Origin of the sequence: Micrococcus sp. HMSC31B01, from assembly GCF_001816085.1 — a bacterium.
GTDB lineage: Bacteria > Actinomycetota > Actinomycetes > Actinomycetales > Micrococcaceae > Micrococcus > Micrococcus luteus.
Window position 1 is genome coordinate 1 of sequence record NZ_KV825275.1, and the last position, 4,448, is coordinate 4,448.

Below are 4,448 nucleotides of genomic sequence, written 5' to 3' on the forward strand. Positions count from 1 at the left end.
CCCGTCACCTCGCGGTGGCGGGGGCCCGTGTGCGTGGTCGGGCGGGCTCAGCGCAGCACGGCCTCGTAGACCTCGATCGTGCGCTCCGCGATGGTCTCCCACGAGAAGTGCTCGATCGCGCGGGCCCGGCCGGCCTCACCCATCGCGCGGGCGCGCTCCGGGTCCTCCACGACGCGGGTGAGCGCGGCCGCGAAGTCGGCGGCGAACCTCTCCTCGTCCACGGGCGCCCCCGTGCCGTCGTCGACCTGCTCGAAGGGGACGAGCAGGCCGGTCTCGCCGTCCTGCACGACCTCCGGGATGCCGCCCACGGCGGAGGCGACGACGGCGGTGCCGCACGCCATCGCCTCGAGGTTGACGATGCCCAGCGGCTCGTAGACCGAGGGGCAGGCGAACACGGTGGCGGCCGTGAGGATCTCCATCACCTCGTGGCGCGGGATCATCCCCTCGATCACGACGACGCCCTGGCGGGTGCGCCGCAGCTCGGCGATCAACCCGTTCACCTCGTGCGCCAGCTCCGCGGTGTCCGGGGCGCCTACGCACAGCACGAGCTGGACGTCCTCCGGCAGTCGCAGGGCCGCACGGAGCAGGTGGGGCACGCCCTTCTGGCGCGTGATGCGGCCGACGAACGCGACGGAGGGCTTGTCCGGGTCGATCCCGTACTTCTCCAGTGCGGCGGTGCCGGTCTGCGGGGTCCAGACCTGGGTGTCGATGCCGTTGTGGACCGTGTGCACCTTGGTCGGGTCCACGTCCGGGTAGCAGGCCAGGATGTCCCGACGCATGCCGTCCGAGACCGCGATGACCGCGTCCGCCCCGAGGTAGGCCGTGCGCTCGGCCCAGCTGGACAGGGCGTAGCCGCCGCCGAGCTGCTCCGCCTTCCAGGGGCGCAGCGGCTCGAGGGAGTGCGCGGAGAGGACGTGGGGGGTCTCGTGCAGGAGCTTGCCGAGGTGGCCGGCCAGGTTGGCGTACCAGGTGTGGGAGTGGATGACGTCGGCGCCCTCGAGGTCGCCGAGGATCGTGAGGTCGGTGGCCAGGGTCTGCACGGCCCCGTTGGCGGCGTCGAACCCGGGCGGGTTCGGGTACGTCAGGACGCGGGCCCCGTGGTAGTCCGGGTCGCGCGGCTCGCCGAAGGCGTGCACGCGGACGTCGGCACGGGAGGCGAGGACGCGGGTCAGCTCGGCGACGTGGACGCCGGCACCGCCGTAGATGGACGGGGGGAACTCTTTGCTCACGATGTCGATGCGCACGCCCCCAACCTAGTTCAGCCCGGCGGGGGTCGATAGTCTGGCGGCACGGATGCCCCGCACGCCCAGAGCACGCGTGCGGGTCGCGACGACCCGGCTCACGAGGAGTGACGCAGATGGTGCAGAAGAAGGTCCTCTCGGTCGTGCTGGCGGGCGGTGAGGGCAAGCGTCTGATGCCGCTGACGGCCGACCGTGCCAAGCCTGCCGTCCCGTTCGGCGGCACGTACCGCCTCATCGACTTCGCGCTGTCCAACCTGGTCAACAGCCGGTACCGCGAGATCGTCGTGCTGACGCAGTACAAGTCGCACTCGCTGGACCGCCACATCTCCGAGACGTGGCGGATGTCCACGCTGCTGAACAACTACGTGGCCTCCGTGCCGGCGCAGCAGCGCCGGGGCAAGGACTGGTTCACGGGCAGCGCGAACGCCATCTACCAGTCCATGAACCTGATCCACGACGCACGGCCGGACATCGTCGTCGTCATCGGCGCGGACCACGTCTACCACATGGACTTCCAGCAGATGGTGGACCAGCACATCGCCTCGGGGGCCAAGGCGACCGTGGCCGCGGTGCGCCAGCCGCTCGAGCTGGCCTCCTCGTTCGGGGTGATCGAGACGGACCCGCAGGACAGGACGCGGATCTCGGCGTTCGTGGAGAAGCCGGAGACGACCCCCGGCCTGCCGGACGACCCCACGCAGTTCCTGGCCTCGATGGGCAACTACGTGTTCGACACGGACGCCCTCGTGGCGGCGCTGAACCAGGACGAGGAGAACCCCGAGTCGAACAACGACATGGGCGGGGACATCATCCCGCTGTTCGTGGAGCGCGGCGAGGCCGGGGTGTACGACTTCACCACCAACGAGGTGCCCGGCGGCACGGCCGGCAAGCACTACTGGCGGGACGTCGGCACCCTGGACTCCTACTACGACGCGCACATGGACCTGGTGCAGCCGTGGCCGGAGTTCAACCTCTACAACCGCGAGTGGCCGCTCTACACCCGCCAGTCCGTCTCCCCGCCCGCCAAGCTCGTGCGCTCGTCCACCCGCCGCCCCGGCTCGGCGAACGACTCGATCCTCTCCCAGGGTGTGGTCATCTCCGGGGGCACCGTGGCCCAGTCCGTGCTCTCCACGGACGTGCGCGTGCACAACGAGGCGTGGGTGGAGCAGTCGGTGCTGCTGGGCTCCGTCGTGATCGGCGAGGGGGCCCACGTGCGCAACGCGATCCTGGACAAGAACGTGGTCGTGCCCCCGGGCGCGCGCATCGGCTTCGACCGGGCGGAGGACGAGGCGAACGGCTACACCGTGACAGAATCCGGCCTGACGGTGCTCTCCAAGGGCCAGCCCGTCCCGAAGCCGCACTGACGCGGCCCCGGGCCGCCGGTCCCGGACCACCGCCGACGCGCGGGCACGCCCCGGTGTGTCCGCGCGTCGCCGTCCCCGCTGGATCCCCGACCGGAGGCTCGCCTTGACCGACACCACCCCCGACCTCGACGCCACCAACGTCACCCGCGCTGAGGCCGCGGACCGCTCCCGCCTGCTCACGGTGCAGGACTACGTCGTGGACGTGGACCTCTCCGACGCCCGGGACGCCGCGACCGACACCTATCCGGTCCGCACCGTGATCCGCTTCGCGTGCGCCGAGCCCGGCGCGCAGACCCACCTGGACTGGATCCACGGCGGTGTGGAGTCGGTGACCCTCAACGGCACGGCGCTGGACGTGGCCGAGGTCGTGGGCGGGGCCCGGGTGCTGCTGCCCGACCTGGCGGCGCAGAACGTGGTCGAGCTGGTCGGCCGTTCCGTGTACTCCCGGTCGGGCGAGGGCCTGCACCGCTTCACGGACCCCGCTGACGGCGAGGTCTACCTCTACACCCAGTACGAGCCCGCCGACGCGCGCCGCGTGTTCCCGGACTTCGAGCAGCCGGATCTCAAGGCCGCCTTCACCTTCTCCCTCACCGGACCCGCGGACTGGGTGCTGGCCTCGAACCGGCCGGAGGTGTCCCGGACGCCGGCCGGGGACGGTGTCGTCCGGGTGGAGTTCGCCCCGACGCTCCCCCAGTCCACCTACATCACGACGCTGCTCGCCGGCCCCTATGCGCAGTGGGAGGACGCCTGGGACGGTCACCCGGCCAGCGGTGCGCAGGCCGTGCCGCTGCGGCTGTTCACCCGGCGCACGATGGCCGACGCGTTCGACCCCGTGGCCGTGTTCGACGTGACCAAGCGGGGGCTGACGTTCTTCCACGACCTCTTCGGCGTCGCGTATCCGTGGGGCAAGTACGACCAGGCGTTCGTGCCCGAGTACAACCTCGGCGCCATGGAGAACCCGGGCCTCGTGACCTTCACCGAGGACTTCGTGTTCACCTCGCGGGCCACCGCGGTCCAGTACGAGGGCCGGGCCAACGTGATCCTGCACGAGATGGCGCACATGTGGTTCGGCGACCTCGTGACGATGCACTGGTGGGACGACCTGTGGCTCAAGGAGTCGTTCGCGGACTACATGGGCGCCCTCGGCGTGGACGAGGCCACCGACTTCCGGACCGCATGGGTGACCTTCGCGTCCCGCCGCAAGGCCTGGGCGTACGTGCAGGACCAGATGCCGACGACGCACCCCATCGTCGCGGACATCGTCGACCTCGAGGCCGCCCGTCAGAACTTCGACGGCATCACCTACGCCAAGGGCGCCTCCGTGCTCAAGCAGCTGGCCGCCTACGTGGGCCGTGCGGCGTTCCTCGACGCCGCGCACCGCTACTTCGCCGCCCACGCGTGGGGCAACGCCTCCCTCGCCGACTTCATGGCCGCGCTCGAGGCCGCCTCGGGGCGGGACATGCGCGCATGGGCGGACGCGTGGCTGCACACCTCCGGCGTGCCCCGGCTGCGGGTCGACGTCGACGGCGACGCCCCGGTGCTGCGCCAGGAGGGCGCGGACCCGGTCACGGGCGGGCCGATCCTCCGCCCGCACGTGCTGAAGGTCGGCGTCTTCACGCCCGGGCAGGACGGCGTCCTGCGCCGCACCGCCCAGGTCACCGCCGATGTGCCGGGTGGGGCGGAGGGCGCGGCCGTGCCCCTGCCGGACCTCGAGGTGCCCGGGGGCGTCCGCCTCGTGCTGCCCAACGACGAGGACCTCACCTACGCCGCCGTCGCGCTCGACGCGGGCTCGCTGCGCGCGGCCCTGACGCACCCCATCGCGGACCCGCTCGCGGAGGCCACCGTG

General features: G+C 71.8%; 3 protein-coding genes. 2 read left to right on the forward strand and 1 reads right to left on the reverse strand.

Annotated features, from left to right (window positions below; genetic code table 11):
• Positions 1-47: 47 nt before the first annotated feature.
• On the reverse strand, positions 48-1,244 hold the full coding sequence (gene glgA, locus HMPREF3105_RS09520; RefSeq protein ID WP_070709398.1) for a glycogen synthase: 1,197 nt from the start codon (positions 1,242-1,244) through the stop codon (positions 48-50).
• Between the two features lie 113 nt (positions 1,245-1,357).
• Here glgA and glgC point away from each other — a divergent pair, with 113 nt between their 5' ends.
• Complete coding sequence (gene glgC, locus HMPREF3105_RS09525) at positions 1,358-2,602, forward strand: glucose-1-phosphate adenylyltransferase (RefSeq protein ID WP_070709399.1); 1,245 nt, start codon at positions 1,358-1,360, stop codon at positions 2,600-2,602.
• Between the two features lie 103 nt (positions 2,603-2,705).
• A partial coding sequence (gene pepN, locus HMPREF3105_RS09530; protein WP_246830366.1) for an aminopeptidase N occupies positions 2,706-4,448 on the forward strand: 1,743 nt, incomplete at its 3' end.

Coding starts and splice junctions, on each gene's coding strand:
- glgC (WP_070709399.1), top strand. CDS start 1,358: ATGGTGCAGAAGAAGGTCCTCTCGGTCGTGCTGGCGGGCGGTGAGGGC.